The following is a 15,310-nucleotide window of genomic DNA, read 5'->3' on the forward strand; positions in this document are numbered from 1 at the left end:
TCCGGTCAGGTTTACAATGAGCCAAAGAATAGCAGCCCACTTTTTATAGTCAAATGGTTTGACTATTTAGATCAATGGCAGTAGATTATTAGTCAAATGGTTTGACACAAGGAAGGAAGCACAATGAATCCCACCGTCAGCAAGGAACTGTTTCGCCCACAAGTGATCACCAGCGCGATGGATACCGATGCGTACAAGCTGCACATGCAGCAGGTGGTGTTCGAAAAATACGCGGCCGTACAGGTGAAGTACGAATTTCGCTGCCGTACCGACGAGAACCTCGCTGAATTCGCGGCGGAAATAAGGGACCGGATCTTTGCACTGGAGAACGTCACCTTTACGGACGATCAACTTCTGTACCTGTCGCGTATCCCCTTCCTGAAACCGGCCTACATCGATTTCCTGCGGCAGTTCCGCTTCGACCCCCGCCGTTATGTGACGGTGCGTGTTGAGCATGATGAACTGGTGATCCGGGCTGAGGGGCCGTGGCTGTACACCATCCTGTTCGAGATCCCGGTACTGGCCATTGTCAGTGAAGTCCGGAACCGGCACCGGTACGGCATGGTCAATGAAGAAGTCTTCCGGGAAGTCCTTTATCGGAAGGTGGCATACCTGCAGTCAGAGCTGGAGCGACGTCAGATCGACAACTTCCGGTTCGCCGATTTCGGGACCCGCCGCCGTTTCTCCTACAATGTGCAACGGGACGTGGTGGCATACCTTGCCCGCACCATGCCCGACCACTTTATCGGCACCAGCAACTATCACCTGGCCCGAGAGTATGGATTGACGCCCATTGGCACCATGGCCCACGAGTATCTGCAGGCGCACCAGGCCTTCGTTAACGTATCGCGCTCGCAGAAGGAGGCACTGGAAGTCTGGAATCAGGTGTACCGTGGTCGACTTGGCGTTGCCCTGACCGACTGCATCACCAGCGACGCCTTCCTCAAGGACTTTGACTATCTGTTCTCGGTGCTGTTCTCCGGCGTCCGGCACGACAGCGGCGACCCGTTTGAGTGGGGTGAAAAATTTATCCGCCACTATGAGGACTTCGACATCGATCCCCGGACCAAGACTCTGGTGTTCAGTGACGGACTCAACTTTGATCGTGCCCTGGACATCGCCGAGCACTTCCAGGGACGGATCAGGACCAGTTTCGGCATTGGTACGTTCCTGACCAATGACCTGGGAGATTTCCGCAGAGCCGATGGCCAGGCCTACCGGCCCCTCAATATCGTGATGAAAATGGTGGAATGCGACGGCATGCCGGTCGCAAAAATCAGTGATGAACCGGGCAAGAGCATGTGCAACGACCCGGTCTACCTGGCCAACCTCAAGGCCAGATTCAATGTCTAGTGTGCCGTCTGGCGAATTCACCAAACGGCACAGCAATAAGGAGACTGCCATGAACGACAACAGCACATTAGCCGCCGACGACATGCTCCGGGAGTGGGCGGTACAGCCAACCGAAGGAAGGGACTGGGACGCTGAAATTACAAGCCGCGTCCGGTTTCTCCAGCAGACCCTGATCAGTGCCGGGCGTAACCGGCTGGTATTGGGGATCAGCGGCGGCGTGGATTCACTGGTGGCCGGCAAACTATGCCAACTGGCGATCGATGGCCTGAAAACCAGGGACCCCGGCGCTGCCTTTATTGCCGTTCGCCTGCCCTACGGCGTTCAGGCCGATGAGGGGGATGCCCAGGCGTCAATCGCCTTCATCGGCCCGGACCGGACAGACCTGGTGGACATTGAGCCGGCGGTGAATGCCATACACACCGCCGTCATGGGCGCCGCCAGCAGCAACCACGACCTGCCCGATGAGGCCCGGCTGGATTTTGAGCGGGGCAACGTCAAGGCCCGGGTACGGATGACCGTGCAATACGAAATTGCCGCCCTGAATAACGGCCTGGTGGTAGGCACGGACCACAATGCCGAGGGGATAACCGGGTTCTATACCAAGTGGGGCGATGGAGCCTGCGACCTGCTACCCCTGCGTGGACTGAACAAACGCCAGGTGCGGCTGCTCGGAAAAGCCCTGGGCGCGGGTCCCGAACTCCATGAGAAACCGGCCACCGCTGACCTGGAAGACCTGCGACCACTGCGTTCGGATGAGGAGGCGCTGGGCGTCACCTACGATGTGATTGACGACTTCCTCGAGGGTAAGGCCATCGCAGACGCCGACCTTCGCCGGATCAAGGCTCAGTACCTGAAAACACAGCACAAGCGGTCAGACCCGCCCGCCGCCATGGGCCCCTTCACTGGCCAGGACAGCCAGACCAGGTAATAACGGGAGACAGAGAGATGACAATGATTGCCGCTTTCGATGTGGATGCCCAGAAAACGTTTACGCCCCTGTGCCCGGACGAGTTGCCAGTCCCGGGCGGGGACGGGATCGTCGATGAGCTGAATGCCAATGCTGCCCTGGCCCGCTACCGGATCGGCTCCCGGGATGCTCACCCGGGCAATGCCCGGTGGATTGCGGACGACCCCGAAGACGTCCTGACACCTGTGGAAGGCGCCAACATCGACGTGCGCTGGCCCCGTCACGCCATGATGGGTACCCGTGGCTTCGAACTGCTGGATGGGCTGCCTCACCCTGTCACCGGTTATGACTACATGGTCAGCAAAGGGCTGGACGTGGACTGCCACCCCTACGGCGCCTGCTACCACGATCTTGGCGATACCCGCACAACGGGGGTGATTGAGTTCCTGCGTAGCAAAGGCGTGACCACGGTTATCGTTGGCGGCCTGGCGTTGGACTACTGCGTGGCGAAGACAGTCCTGCAACTGCGCGCTGCTGACTTCGACGTAGTCCTCAATCAGGCCGCGTGCCGCGGCATTGCCAGTGACACGGTCGACAAGGCCCTGACGGATATGCGGGCCGCTGGTGCCCGTATCGCGGCCAATAGCCGGGAAGCCGCCAGTCTGTTGGGCTGACACTGCCTAAGACGACAGGGTGTGCCAGCGCGGCAGCCTGAGAGGTTTCAGGTGGTGGTTCTCTGCAGGCTACGCCCCTGCACCCTGTTTTTAACCCAGTCGCGGCCCGGTTTTTCGACCCACTCGTAGGTATAACGGGAAAACCCGATAATCACGATCAGCATGGCCAGATTCAAGGGCAACGAGGGCCACCCAATAGGCGAGCTCGGGTCGATATCCAGTACAAACTCGAACACATTGGACACGCCAAACTGTATAAGCCGGTGGGTCATGTAGATCGAGAAAGACCAGACCCCGATCTTACGGACCAGCTCCGCATCCAGCACGCGGCTGATCATGCCCCCTCCCCGGGTGGCAAACACAAAGACCGCCAGGGCAAAGCTCAGGATGGCCATTATGATCACCGGATAGCCGGAGTCTGACGCGGATACCGTGACGATTATGGCCGCCATGGCAAACACCTCCACCACGGAGAGACGCCCTGAAGGGAGTCGGTCCAGGGTGCCGACGGCCCTCAGCCTGTAGACAAACACCCCAAGATAGAAGGCAGCCAGGCAGCGAATAAAGCCATGATCATAGGTGATCTTGAGCTGGTCCGGCTGGATCGCCAGGAAAATGATGCCGTACAGCACCACCGATAATCCCAGCGGCACCCACAGTTTCTGGCCACGGTCCAGGGTGATGGCGGTCGCAAAAAACACAATATAGGCAAAAAACTCGGTACTGATGCTCCAGCTGGGCTGGTTCCAGCTCAGGGTGTCGTTGATGCCAAGCCCGTGGACAAGAAACAGGTTGCTGATAAAGGTGAACAGGTTGTTCTCGTCAAGCTGACTGGTACCACCAAAGCCACTTTCATACAGGTATTGCTTGATCAGTATGTAGGGCACCCAGAGCATCAGGGTGAAGAAATGCAACGGATAGAGGCGCCCCAGCCTTAGCGCAAGATACTGACCAAAGCCCATGCCGCCCCGGATCTTGTCACCGTAGGCATACGCCATCACAAAACCGGACAGCACGAAAAACAGGTCCACGAACAGGTAGCTGTTGCTGATCAGGGCGGGGGAAGGTTGTTCGATAAAGAATGGACTGTGGTAGAGCACCACCATGATAGCGGCCAGCCCGCGCAATGATTCCAGTCTGGTAAACATGGCCCGGCTCCCTGGGAAATAAATTCCTTGCTGTTCCTCGACCGGATCGGTCAGGCAGGAATTTGTACGATAACAGACTCTTGGCCCATGTCACCTGTCGCTATTGATGTCGTATGGCCCCACTTGGCAGGCAAGTCATCTGGTGCGGCTGAACTCAAGCAGGTCAGGAAAAAACGTCAGGAAACGGGCTTCCAGCTCGGCGTCCAGCGGGCGGATTTCCTCGATAATGCCGGCGAATCCATGACGAAAACGAATACGGCTGGCAACACGGTCCATGGCTCCACCAACAGTTTCCAGGTCCTGATAGGCGTGGAACCAGTCGTAGGCCACCATGCGCCGGGTAACCTGCTCCATAGCCGGCGGCATAAGTTTATAACCTGCTTCAAGATCATTGTATAATTCACTGATAAACAATGTTTTATCAGTGTGACCAAAGGTCTCCCAGTGACGAAGCAGGTAGTGATCAAAAAGGATATCCAGCGCGATGCCCGCAAACCGGCGCCGCTGGTTCGAGAAGTGGGCCTTGCAGGCCAATACCTCGGGGTGGGCATCGGTGAACGCATCCACGGCCCGGTGGTGCTCCAACCCTTCCCTCACCTGCTCCGGCAGCGCCCCGGTATCCAGCCCGCGGGCAAAATCCCCCAGCAGGTTGCCCACACGGGACTCAACCGTGGGGCGTGCCAGGAACAGGTGACAGAAATGGTTCACAGGTTCAGCACTCTCCGCAGGAACTCACCGATGGCATGGATTTCCTCCATGCATACCGCGTGTTCCATGGGATAGGTCTTGTAGCTGGCCTGGTACCCCATGGATTCGAGCTTTTCGACCGAGGCGCGGCCCAGGTGTTCCGGCACCATGGGATCATGGGTGCCGTGAAACACGCTGATCGGAATGTTCCGGTTGGCCTCGGAACACGCCACGGTGTCGGCAGTGGCAAAATAGGTGGACAGCGCGAGGATGCCTGCCAGCGGTTTGGGGTAGCTCAGGCCCAGTTGGTACGCTACCGCCCCGCCCTGGGAGAAGCCGGCAATCACGATTCGATCGGATGCCACACCCCGCTCGATTTCCTGCGCCACCAGGGCGCCGACCGCCTGGGCGGATCCGACCAGTTGATCCTTGTCGACGGTGCGCCCCAGCTCCAGGGACTTGATGTCGTACCAGGCCGGCATGCGAATGCCGCCATTGATGGTGACGGGCATCTCCGGCGCATGGGGGAAGATAAAGCGTACCGACGCATCCTGAGGCAGTCCCAGTTCCGGCACCACCGGCTCGAAATCATGGCCATTCGCGCCCAGGCCGTGCAGCCAGATGACCGCGGCATCCGGGTTTTCTCCGGTGTCCAGCTGAATATACTCGAGTTGGTTCATAACACCTCGTGGTCAGTCGGTTGATGGTCCTGTGCCTGCTGCGCATCAAGCGCACTCCGGACCGGATTGGCATACATGGAAATCAGGTACGGCCGGATAGCCTCATCACAGGCATCAATGCGGCGTTTCAGCTCCTCCTCGGCGGCTTCCAGTTCCGCCGGTGTCCAGCTTTCGGCGGTCACCACTTCCTCGCTGACGTTTTCCGGCGTGTCGTGGGCCGAAGGATGAACCCCCCTCATGTTGTACGCGACCAGATTGGATGCATGCAGGTGGTAATTCGCATGGATCTCCGTGTCAATCAGGGCGGCGAGGTCCTTGGCGTTATCCGGCGAATCGGTGATCGGCCGGCCAAAGTGTACATGCACGTGGCCCTTGAACCCCGTCAGCCCCTTGACGATCTGCTCCGAATCCTCGTTCTCGGCCTTGGTGTAGTTGCCGGTGCGTTCACGGGTCTCCAGCTCGCGGGCCTTGTCGACATCACAGGGGTCGTACTCATAGGCAATGGAGACCGGTACGATGCGCATGCGGTTCATCGCCTCGGCAAAACCGTCCCCTTCCTTCTTGCGGCTCATGTAGAACATCTTGATGATGGCCGGGTCGGTCAGATCAACCCCGTTCTTGGCCCGCCCTTCCCGCTGGGCAATCCAGATGCTGTGGCCATCGTCCAGGCTGTGATTGATGAAACCGGACAGGGTCAGGAACGCCTGGCGCATCTCCCTTGGGCTCTGGATATCCCGCTGCACAACGAAGCTCTTGTTCAGCCGCATCATTTCCGCAAACACCGGGTTCTTCAGCAGATTGTCGCCGATGGCGATGCGGGTAGTGTCATAGCCGTGCAGGTGGAACAGGTGATTGACCACCATCGGATCAAACACGATATCCCGGTGATTACACACGAACAGGTACGACGTCTCCGGGTCCAGGCGGTCGAGGCCGGACGAAGTCAGCTGCGTGGTGGTCCTGCCGACCAGGTCCGTCACATAATCAGCGACCTTTTGCTGAATATCCCTGATGGTACGGGCGTTACCGAACTCCCTCTTTAACCAGGCCTTCACGCGTCCGCGAAGCAGGCGCGGGAACCAACGCGCCAGCAACGGTGAACGGAAACGGCCCACCATCAACAAAAAGTCCGGATCGTTGGACAACCGCTGAACGGCGCCAACCACCTCGTCATCCCCGTAGGGACGTATGGCATCAAATTCCTGCATTACAGTCCTGTTTTTATTGACGTTATATCGATAAAAACGCCGTCCGGCTGTACCGGTCGGGTCGAAAAACCGCGTTATTGTAGCGCGGCAGCGTCGCAGATGCCTCATCCCGACAACCGGAGCCGGTTTTGGTATCATCCGCCCTTCATTTGAAACCTGGCCAGCCACCCATGGACACCTACGTGGATTTCGATCAGCTCAGCCCCGAAAAACCGGTCTCACCCTCTGCCAGCCCTGAGCAAGTGCTGCACGAGGTTTTCGGCTATGAGTCGTTTCGTCCGCTACAGGGTGACATCGTCCGGGAACTGGTCAGCGGTGGCAATGCCCTGGTGCTGATGCCTACCGGTGGCGGCAAATCGCTCTGTTACCAGATACCGGCCATGGTCAGACCGGGCACTGGTGTGGTCATTTCACCACTGATTGCCCTGATGCAGGACCAGGTGGCCGCACTCCAACAGGTGGGGGTGCGGGCGGCATTCCTCAACTCCACCATGGGGATGGAGCAGGCCATGGACGCCGAGAACGCCCTGCTGCGCGGCGAACTGGATTTGCTCTACTGTGCTCCGGAACGCTTGTTGCAGCCGCGCACGCTCAGCCTGCTGGAAGATGCATCGCTGTCCCTGTTCGCCATCGATGAAGCCCATTGCGTGTCCCAGTGGGGCCATGATTTCCGTTCTGACTACCTTGGCCTGAGCATCCTGGCTGAACGGTTCGCGGATGTACCGCGGATCGCCCTCACCGCAACCGCCGACGAACGCACCCGCAAGGAGATTGCCGAACGCCTGTCACTGACCGAGGCCCGGCACTTTATCAGCGGTTTTGACCGCCCCAACATCCAGTACCGGATCGCCCCCAAGACCAATGCCAACAAGCAGTTACTGGACTTTATCGCCGCCGAACACCCGGACGACTCGGGCATTGTCTACTGCATGTCCCGGAACAAGGTCGATGCCACCGCGCGGCTCCTGCAGCAAAAGGGGTATACCGCCCTTCCCTACCACGCAGGCCTGGGCAGCGACGAACGGGCGCACAACCAGGAGCGTTTTCTGCGGGAGGACGGTGTCATCGTGGTTGCCACCATCGCCTTTGGCATGGGCATCGACAAACCGGATGTGCGTTTTGTGGCCCACCTGGACCTGCCCAAAAGCCTCGAAGCCTATTACCAGGAGACAGGCCGGGCCGGTCGTGATGGCAACCCGTCCACCGCCTGGATGGTCTACGGTCTGCAGGATGTGATCAAACTGCGCCAGATGCTGGAGGGGTCCCAGGGCAATGACACCTTCAAAAGGGTGGAACGGCAGAAGATGGATGCCATGCTGGGGCTCTGCGAAATCACCACCTGCCGTCGCCAGGCACTGCTTCGCTATTTCGGCGACCAGATGGAACAACCCTGCGGCAACTGTGATACCTGCCTCACGCCCCCGGAAACCTGGGATGGCACCGACGCCGTGCGCAAGGCGTTGTCCTGCGTTTACCGCACCGGGCAACGGTTTGGCGTCAACTATGTCATTGATGTGCTGCGAGGCTCGGATAACGAGCGCATTCGGCAGTCCGGCCACCAGGCTCTGTCCACGTGGGGCATCGGCACCGAGCTATCTGCCAACCAGTGGAAGTCGGTGTTCCGGCAGCTGGTTGCCAATGGCTATCTCCGTGCGGATCCGGAAGGCTACGGGGCATTGCAACTTACCGAGATCTGCCGCCCGGTGCTGCGCGGAGAAGTCAGCCTGGAGCTGCGCAAGGACCCTGAGCGCAAGATGACCCGTCGTTCAGGTGGCGACAGTCAGCGTCGAAGCCAGACAATATCCGACCCGGCAGGCTGGGAGGCCCTTAGGAAGAAACGCAAGGAACTGGCAGACGAACAGGGCGTACCGCCGTTTGTGATTTTCCATGACACCACCCTGATGGAACTTCTAGACCAACGTCCGGCCAGCCTTCGGGAAATGTCAGAGATCAGTGGTGTGGGTAGCGCCAAGCTCGAGCGCTACGGCGAAACTTTCCTCGCCGTGTTGTCGTCGCTGCCGGTAAGCCATAACGCTACCGAATCGACCAATATCCCGGTGGAACCTGCTGACTTGTCCGAAAAATGACTACACTCTTGTGATTGGCACCGGCAACATCGTGTTCCGGCAGTGGCACGGAACCCCCAATCCAGTAGTATGGAAAGACTATGGCCCCCTTCAAACCCCGCAACCTGGGTCGCCTGGCCCTCGCAGCATTACTTTCACTGCCTGCCGCAAGTGCCTTGTCCGATTCCGACCCAGGAACCATCGCCCCTGAGCCAAGCGTCCACCGCCTGTGGTACCGCAACTACGACAGCCCGGCGGTACTTGCCGCACTGAACCTGGCCTTCGCAAAAACTCCGGAATACGGCCCCTACCAGATCGATCGTTCACCCGAGATGGTCCAGGGTCGGGCCATGCTCGAGCTGGAGCAGGAAGGCAGCCAGTTGGTAACAATCGCCAACGTCGCCACATCGCCGCAGAGGGAACAAGATCTCTATGCGATCCCGCTGCCAATCGATGGCGGCCTGCTGGGACTGCGGGTTTGTGTGATCAAGGAAGACCACCTGTCACGCTTCGAAGGGATTCAGTCTCTTGAGGATTTCGTTGACCGGCGCCTGAGCATTGGGCAGGGCTCCCACTGGCCCGACAGCGCCATTCTCACCGCAAATAACCTCCGTGTGGTAACCCATACCCGGTACGAGACACTGTTTACCATGTTGCGACGGGAACGGTTTGACTGCTTTGCCCGCGGCGTGAGTGAAGTGTTGTTCGACCTGGAGCGGGTGCAGAACGAGGGGCTGATAATCGAGCCCAACCTGTTGCTGGCCTACCCCATGCCGTCGTACTTCTTCGTCGGCCCCGGAGACCACGAAACCGCACAACGAATTCAGCTCGGTCTTGAGCGAGCCATTGCTGATGGCAGTTTTGCCGCTTACCTGGCGGCCTATTATGGGCGGGCGGTGGACCTGCTAAAGCTTGGCGAGCGCACGCTACTGGTTCTGGAAAATCCGGACCTCAGTAATGATTCAGCGCCCATAGGGCGTGAAGCCCTGGAGACCCTCCAACGCCGGATCTCCAATGGTCTGTCCCAGTGATGACACCTGTTCAGGCCCGTGCCGGCCAGACCGGGCCTCCGAACCACTATGGGTGCCTCTATCCAACAGAGGGGAGAAGTCTTTAGCGATCTTTTGATACCATCATCCACTCGTGTTAAACGTGCGTAATCTCTAGCGTTCCCGTTTCGCCCCATTTCAAGCGTCTACACTTGTCAAAACACATCGATTTTCCCAGCAGGAGCCACCCCGTCTATGGCACATGAAGAACTGCACCTGAATCTGCGTAACCTTGAAGTGGATGATTACGAACAGCTCAAGGTGTTGATGGACCGGGTCTATGATGACATCGGTGGTGCCTGGCCCAGGGATACCATCAAGGCGCTGATCGAACAATTTCCTGATGGCCAGCTCTGTATCGAGGACAGCGGAGAGCTGGTGGCTGTGGCGCTGACGGTTTGCGTCCAGTACGAGCGATTCAGCAACCCGCACACCTATGACGACCTGATCCTGCGCAACGAGAAGATCTGGCACAATGCCAGCGGCGACTCCCTGTATGGCCTGGACGTTTTCATCCACCCGGATTACCGCGGCTATCGCCTGGGTCGCCGCCTTTACGAAGCACGCAAGGAGCTGTGTCGCTCCAAGAACCTGCGGGCGATACTCGCTGGCGGACGCATTCCGAGTTATCACAAGTACGCCGACCAATACACGCCTGCGGAGTACATTGAACGGGTCGACCGCAAGGAAATATACGACCCGATCCTCAGTTTCCAGTTATCCAATGATTTCCAGGTTACGCGCCTGATGCACAAGTACCTTCCGGAGGACGAGAAATCATTGGGTTACGCCACACTCCTCGAGTGGAATAACATCCTGTATACGCCACCTTCCACGGTGGTCAACATCCGCAGGACCCAGGTCCGCATGGGTGCCGTGCAATGGCAGATGCGGGAGTTTACCTCGGTGGACGAGGTGCTGCGGCAGGTGGAGTACTTCGTCGATGCGCTCTCCGACTACAAGAGTGACATTGCGATCTTCCCGGAGTTCTTCAACGCTCCCCTGATGGGCCTGACCGACCAGATGGACCAGACCCGGGCCGTTCGTTTCCTGGCCGGTTTTACGGAACAATTCCGTAACGAAATGTCGGAGATGGCGGTCAGCTACAACATCAACATCATCACCGGCTCCATGCCGCTGCTGGACGATGACCGGGTCTACAACGTGTCCTACCTGTGCCACCGCGATGGTCGTGTGGACGAACAGCGCAAGATTCATATCACCCCCCACGAACGCCGGGACTGGGTCATCGAGGGTGGAAACCGGTTCGAGGTGTTCGATACAGACGCGGGCCGCGTGGCCATCATGATCTGCTACGATATCGAATTCCCGGAACTGGGCCGCATGGCCGCGGCCGAGGAAGTCGACATTATCTGTGTGCCCTTCTGGACCGACACCAAGAACGGTTACCTGCGGGTACGCCATTGCGCCCAGGCCCGGGCCATCGAAAACGAGTGCTATGTGGTCATCACCGGCAGTGTGGGTAACCTGCCGAAAGTGGAAAATCTGGATGTGCAGTACGCCCAGTCATCGGTGTTCTCACCGTCCGATTTTGCCTTCCCCCACGACGCGGTCATGGCGGAAACCACACCCAACACCGAGATGATCATGTTCTCGGATCTTGATCTGGAAAAACTCAAAGTGGTGCGCAACGAAGGCTCGGTAACCAACCTGAAAGACCGCCGGACGGACCTTTACACCCTGCATACCAACGACACGGATCATGATATCGTAGAAGATGAAAGCTGACGGAAGCGTCCGTGTTTTGTGATGCCGGCACCAACACACATTAAGAGTAGGGGCTACGGCGCTGAAAATATTGCCAAACAGCGCTGCTATGGCTAAGGTTCCATCATCGGAACCACAACGATAATCAGACGGGGAACCCGCAGCGGATTCCGGGATACCCACCGGATCCCGTTGACGGGTGACCTGCAGCGTCGAGTCAAAGAAAAATGTTGTCGGCGGCATCGCCGCCCAGGGAAAGAACCATGCAAATGTCAGACAACGCTTACCATACCCCCCTGCCAGACCTGGTAGCACGGTTTACCCTGAAAAAAGGGATATTCCGCAAGGAGCTGGTAGAAGCCCTGCTGTTTGACCTGGATCAGTTCGGTTGCGTACTGAAAACCGATAAGGTATTCGAGCCAGGCGAGACCCTCGGGCTGGAACTCGAAATGAACATGCCCTTCGAGAATCTTCAGGCATCAGGCCTGACAGGGTTGATCACTGAAAGAAGAAAGTATTGTAGCAACTTCTTCTACTTTGTTGATTTTATTGGAACAGACTATCGCCCAAAAGCTGATCGCTCGGAACAGCTCGAGCGCATTCGCGACGTACTGGACCGTAAAAAGTCACTACTATCCCGCCGCGAAAACCCCAGCCTGGGCGCAACGGCCTGACCCCCTCCAGCTCTTCGCCGGGCCGGGCTCTGGTCAGGTAACACCACGAATTCCGTCGGCCGGGTGATCCGGTCGGCTTCCTTGACGGTATATCCGTTAGCTCGTCACAACCCGTGAACAGGGAGCGGCACCATGGCCAAGACCAGCAAGAGCAGTAAATCCGACAACAAGCGTCCTAACGTCGACAAGATCGTAAAGAAGGTCAACAAGGAGTTCGAGAAAACCTCCAGCCAGATCGAAGGTCTCGTAGACGACGCATTCAAGCAGCTGGATTCGCTTCAGAACCAGATCCAGGAGCCGGTGCGCAAGTTGATGAAGGAGATTGACGAACTCCGGGAGCGCGAAATGAAGCGATTCCATGACGAGCTCGATCGCCGCATGGAGGAGTTTCAGAAGATCCAGAACTCTGTCATGGAACGGCTGGGTATTGCCCAGCGTGAGGCCAAGCGCGGCCAGGAAGCGGTAACCAGGTCTCTCGGCAAGGAAACCCGGGAAACGGCAAAAACCGCCAAATCGGCGACCAAATCCGCAGGCAAATCCACCACGAAAGCGGGCAAGAAAACCGCCGCCCAGGCCAAGAGCAGTGCCAAAAAGGCCGCTACCGACACCAAGGCCGGGGCCCACAAGGCAGGAGCCACTGCCAGGGCGGCCGCCAAGGGCAATGACCTGTCCGACCTCACCAGAATCAAGGGTATTGGTCCCGTCACCGCACGCAAACTTCAGGGTGCCGGCATTACCTCCATTAACCAGATCGCCAACCCGACCAAAGCCGAACAGGAGAAGCTTGAGAAGTTCTCCTCCATGAAAGGCTTCAAGAGCTGGCCCGACGAAGCGAAGAAACTGATCGGATGAAGGAAACGGAACAGCCGGTACTGCGTGACATCGTATTGATTGGTGGTGGCCACAGCCACGTTGGAGTCCTCAAGCGTTTTGCGATGAAACCAGTGCCTGGGGTTCGCCTCACCCTGATCTGTCGCGACACGCACACCCCCTACTCCGGCATGTTGCCCGGCTACGTGGCCGGGCATTACACCTATGACGACTGCCATATTGATCTCAGCAACCTGGCCGAGTTTGCCGGGGCCCGGTTCTACCGGGATGAGGCAGTCGGGATAGACCGCTCCAACCGGCGCGTGATCTGCCGGGGGCGCCCTGATGTGCCCTACGACCTGCTCTCCATCAATATCGGATCCACGCCGCAGGTCAATGACGTACCCGGTGCCAGCGAGCACGCCGTTCCGGTCAAGCCCATCAACGGTTTCAATCAACGCTGGCTCGCCCTGCTGGAGCGTGCTGAAACCCACGAAGGGCCCCTGTCTATCGGTGTGGTGGGTGCCGGTGCTGGTGGTGTCGAACTCACCCTGGCCATGCAACATCGCTTGCGCACCGAATACCGCGCCCGGGGCAAGGACCCGGATCAACTATCCTTTCACCTGTTTGATCAGGCCAGCGACCTGTTACCCACCCACAATGACCGGGTAAGACAGGCATTCGCCGACACGCTGCGCAAACGACACGTGCACATCCACCTGGGCAGTGCCGTGACCGGGGTCGACGCGGGCCACCTGCGTACGGACGGTGGCCACACCTTTGATCTGGACGAGGTGCTCTGGGTGACCAGGGCCGGTGGCCCCGAGTGGCTCCGGAACACAGGTCTGGCCCTGGACGACGGTGGGTTTATCCGTTGCCGGGAGACCCTTCAGACAGAAACAGACGACGCCATATTTGCGGCCGGCGACATTGCCAATGTCGTGGACCATCCCCGCGAGAAGGCCGGCGTATTTGCCGTTCGCCAGGGGCCACCGCTGGCAAACAACCTGCGCCGCGCCGCCCTTGGCAAGACACCCAAACCTTTTACCCCACAGAAAACCTGGCTGGCCCTGATCAGCACCGGCGACAAGTATGCCATTGCCTCAAAGGGTGACCGTTTCCTGCAGGGGCGCATGGTGTGGCGCTGGAAGGACTGGATCGACCGCCGGTTCATGAAGAAATTCAACGAACTGCCGGCCATGGAGGAATCCGCTGCCCTGCCCGACACCGCCGCCGCGCAGAATCCAGAGGAGGCCTCCCAGGCCATATCCGCAGTGGCCATGCGCTGTGGTGGCTGTGGCGCGAAAGTGGGCAGCACCGTTCTGTCACGGGCCCTGGGTGAGCTCCGCCCGATCGAACGGGACGACATCCTGGTAGGCCTGCACGCTCCGGACGATGCCGCAGTGTTAACGGTGCCACCGGGAAAGGCCGTAGTGCATACGGTGGATTTCTTTCGGGCGTTTATTGATGACCCCTATATCTTCGGCAAGGTGGCTGCCAACCACAGCCTGGGGGATGTCTTCGCCATGGGCGCCGAGGCACAGAGTGCCACCGCCGTGGCAACGGTGCCTTACGGTATCGAATCCAAGGTGGAAGACGTGGTTTTCCAGATGATGACCGGCGCCGTGGAAGTGCTTAACGAAGCCGGTTGCGCCCTGGTGGGCGGCCATACCGGTGAGGGCCGGGAACTGGCCCTGGGCTTTGCGGTCAATGGGCTGATCGATCCGGAACAGGTGATGAGCAAGGGCGGTCTGAAGGCGGGCGACAAACTGATCCTCACCAAGGCCATCGGCACCGGCACCCTGTTTGCGGCCCATGCCCGCCTTGCGGCCAGGGGCCGCTGGATTGATACCGCCCTGGCCTCCATGATCCAGTCCAATCAGCAAGCCGCCCGTTGCCTGTTGCGCTACGGTGCCAAGGCCTGCACGGACGTTACCGGGTTTGGCCTGCTGGGCCACCTGGTGGAAATGACCCGACCCTCGGAAGTGGATGCCACACTGGATCTCTCCGCCATACCGATCCTGCCGGGCGCCGAGGAAACCGCGGCTGCGGGCATTCTCAGCTCCCTGCAGCCGGCCAATATTCGCCTGCGCCGGGGTATAAAGGACCAGGCCCGGTGGGTGGACCACCCCCGCTACCCACTGATCTTCGACCCGCAGACGGCCGGGGGATTGCTGGCCAGTGTGCCGGCGGATCAGGCGGAAGCCTGCGTGGCGGAACTGCGTTCACTGGGTTACCCACTGACCGCCGTAATTGGTGAAGTAACCGAGCAGGGCGAGGCCATCGAGCCCATCACGCTGCGCGACTGACTGCTGTGTGCCGCCGG

Annotated in this window: 13 protein-coding genes; 9 read left to right on the forward strand and 4 right to left on the reverse strand. The window is 59.0% G+C overall.

Annotation, left to right across the window (positions count from 1 at the left end):
• Positions 1 to 123: 123 nt before the first annotated feature.
• The 3 genes from pncB to ACFOZ5_RS08405 are packed head-to-tail and all read left to right on the forward strand — an operon-like array spanning position 124 to position 2,934.
• Entirely contained in the window at positions 124 to 1,353 is a 1,230-nt protein-coding gene (gene pncB, locus ACFOZ5_RS08395; RefSeq protein WP_379886586.1) for a nicotinate phosphoribosyltransferase, read from the forward strand.
• Positions 1,354 to 1,402: 49 nt separating this feature from the next.
• Positions 1,403 to 2,281: an ammonia-dependent NAD(+) synthetase gene (gene nadE, locus ACFOZ5_RS08400; protein WP_379886587.1), complete on the forward strand. Its 879-nt coding sequence runs from the start codon at positions 1,403 to 1,405 to the stop codon at positions 2,279 to 2,281.
• A 17-nt stretch (positions 2,282 to 2,298) separates the two neighbouring features.
• Positions 2,299 to 2,934 (forward strand): isochorismatase family protein, encoded by a 636-nt coding sequence (locus ACFOZ5_RS08405; RefSeq protein ID WP_379886588.1) that lies wholly within the window; start codon positions 2,299 to 2,301, stop codon positions 2,932 to 2,934.
• A 47-nt stretch (positions 2,935 to 2,981) separates the two neighbouring features.
• Here ACFOZ5_RS08405 and ACFOZ5_RS08410 read toward each other — a convergent pair whose 3' ends face one another.
• The 4 genes from ACFOZ5_RS08410 to ACFOZ5_RS08425 form a co-directional block, all read right to left on the reverse strand.
• Positions 2,982 to 4,082 carry an acyltransferase family protein gene (locus ACFOZ5_RS08410; protein ID WP_379886589.1) on the reverse strand — a complete coding sequence of 367 codons (1,101 nt, stop codon included), beginning with the start codon at positions 4,080 to 4,082 and terminating at the stop codon, positions 2,982 to 2,984.
• Positions 4,083 to 4,217: 135 nt separating this feature from the next.
• Positions 4,218 to 4,790, reverse strand: coding sequence for an acyl carrier protein phosphodiesterase (locus tag ACFOZ5_RS08415; RefSeq protein WP_379886590.1), 573 nt, complete (start codon positions 4,788 to 4,790; stop codon positions 4,218 to 4,220).
• Positions 4,787 to 5,449, reverse strand: a complete 663-nt coding sequence (locus ACFOZ5_RS08420) for an alpha/beta hydrolase (RefSeq protein WP_379886591.1) — start codon at positions 5,447 to 5,449, stop codon at positions 4,787 to 4,789. Before ACFOZ5_RS08420 ends, ACFOZ5_RS08415 begins: the two co-directional genes overlap by 4 nt.
• Positions 5,446 to 6,657, reverse strand: a complete 1,212-nt coding sequence (locus tag ACFOZ5_RS08425; protein ID WP_379886592.1) for a lysophospholipid acyltransferase family protein — start codon at positions 6,655 to 6,657, stop codon at positions 5,446 to 5,448. The genes ACFOZ5_RS08420 and ACFOZ5_RS08425 overlap by 4 nt, the downstream gene beginning before the upstream one ends.
• A gap of 170 nt (positions 6,658 to 6,827) precedes the next feature.
• Here ACFOZ5_RS08425 and recQ point away from each other — a divergent pair, with 170 nt between their 5' ends.
• The 6 genes from recQ to selD all read left to right on the forward strand — a co-directional run bounded on the left by recQ (position 6,828) and on the right by selD (position 15,293).
• The gene (recQ, locus tag ACFOZ5_RS08430) at positions 6,828 to 8,744 is read left to right on the forward strand and encodes a DNA helicase RecQ (protein ID WP_379886593.1); all 1,917 of its coding nucleotides are present in this window, start codon (positions 6,828 to 6,830) and stop codon (positions 8,742 to 8,744) included.
• An 80-nt stretch (positions 8,745 to 8,824) separates the two neighbouring features.
• On the forward strand, positions 8,825 to 9,754 hold the full coding sequence (locus ACFOZ5_RS08435; protein ID WP_379886594.1) for a hypothetical protein: 930 nt from the start codon (positions 8,825 to 8,827) through the stop codon (positions 9,752 to 9,754).
• 213 nt (positions 9,755 to 9,967) lie between these two features.
• Positions 9,968 to 11,521, forward strand: a complete 1,554-nt coding sequence (locus ACFOZ5_RS08440) for a GNAT family N-acetyltransferase (RefSeq protein WP_379886595.1) — start codon at positions 9,968 to 9,970, stop codon at positions 11,519 to 11,521.
• Positions 11,522 to 11,763: 242 nt separating this feature from the next.
• Positions 11,764 to 12,174, forward strand: a complete 411-nt coding sequence (locus ACFOZ5_RS08445) for a hypothetical protein (protein WP_379886596.1) — start codon at positions 11,764 to 11,766, stop codon at positions 12,172 to 12,174.
• A gap of 132 nt (positions 12,175 to 12,306) precedes the next feature.
• Positions 12,307 to 13,026, forward strand: a complete 720-nt coding sequence (locus ACFOZ5_RS08450) for a helix-hairpin-helix domain-containing protein (protein WP_379886597.1) — start codon at positions 12,307 to 12,309, stop codon at positions 13,024 to 13,026.
• Positions 13,023 to 15,293: a selenide, water dikinase SelD gene (gene selD / locus ACFOZ5_RS08455; protein ID WP_379886598.1), complete on the forward strand. Its 2,271-nt coding sequence runs from the start codon at positions 13,023 to 13,025 to the stop codon at positions 15,291 to 15,293. Before ACFOZ5_RS08450 ends, selD begins: the two co-directional genes overlap by 4 nt.
• Positions 15,294 to 15,310 lie beyond the last annotated feature (17 nt).

The organism is Marinobacter lacisalsi (genome assembly GCF_042651045.1).
GTDB lineage: Bacteria > Pseudomonadota > Gammaproteobacteria > Pseudomonadales > Oleiphilaceae > Marinobacter > Marinobacter lacisalsi.